Source organism: Arthrobacter sp. N199823, assembly GCF_002929705.1.
Lineage (GTDB): Bacteria > Actinomycetota > Actinomycetes > Actinomycetales > Micrococcaceae > Specibacter.
Genome location: NZ_PJIN01000069.1, coordinates 1 through 569, shown reverse-complemented (window position 1 = coordinate 569; position 569 = coordinate 1). Strand labels below are relative to the sequence as shown.

At 63.8% G+C, this 569-nt stretch carries 1 protein-coding gene; it reads right to left on the bottom strand.

Annotated elements, in window-relative coordinates; all coding sequences use genetic code 11:
• Positions 1 to 435: hypothetical protein (locus CXQ93_RS20280; RefSeq protein WP_146073316.1), on the bottom strand; the 435-nt coding region annotated here is incomplete at its 3' end.
• Positions 436 to 569: the final 134 nt, after the last annotated feature.

Here is a 569-nt window from a genome sequence, read left to right as displayed (position 1 = left end):
CGTAGGAGTGGCGATCCAATCCAAAGTGATCACCAGCTCACTCCAGTCCCCCGGGGGTACTTCTGCCCAGTAGTCCACGGAATCGCCAGGCTGCACCACGGCCAGCCAGTCGTGCTGTTGGTAGGCAGAGGTGGGGCTGTTGATCCGAGTCGCTAGACCGCTCCTGCCCGACGACGAAGACAGGGTGAGACGAAAGGCAGTCGCGTCTCCAGCGTTGGCCAAGGTGCCTTCCACGCGGATATGGCCATCGGTGCCTTCCGTCTCGGCGAAAGGCCCTACCGTCACGACACGCGCCCTGACGGTGAAAGCCCAGTCAGCTTCCGCCCGCGACCGATTACGGGCCCAGCTGCCGACGCTCCAGGCGATAGCAGTGCTGACAGCTGTGGCGAGGGCAACTGACGCGGCAACGGCCTGCCAGAACACCTCATCGTTCATCTACCGCACCTGCTAGCGCGAGAGCGCACATAGGGCCGCGTTGAAGTGGGGGAGCATTGCACACGCTTCCTCGTCCTGAACACGCGTCGCATCGGTGCTCGCAGGGAATCGGAGGACGACGTCGCGCATGGTCA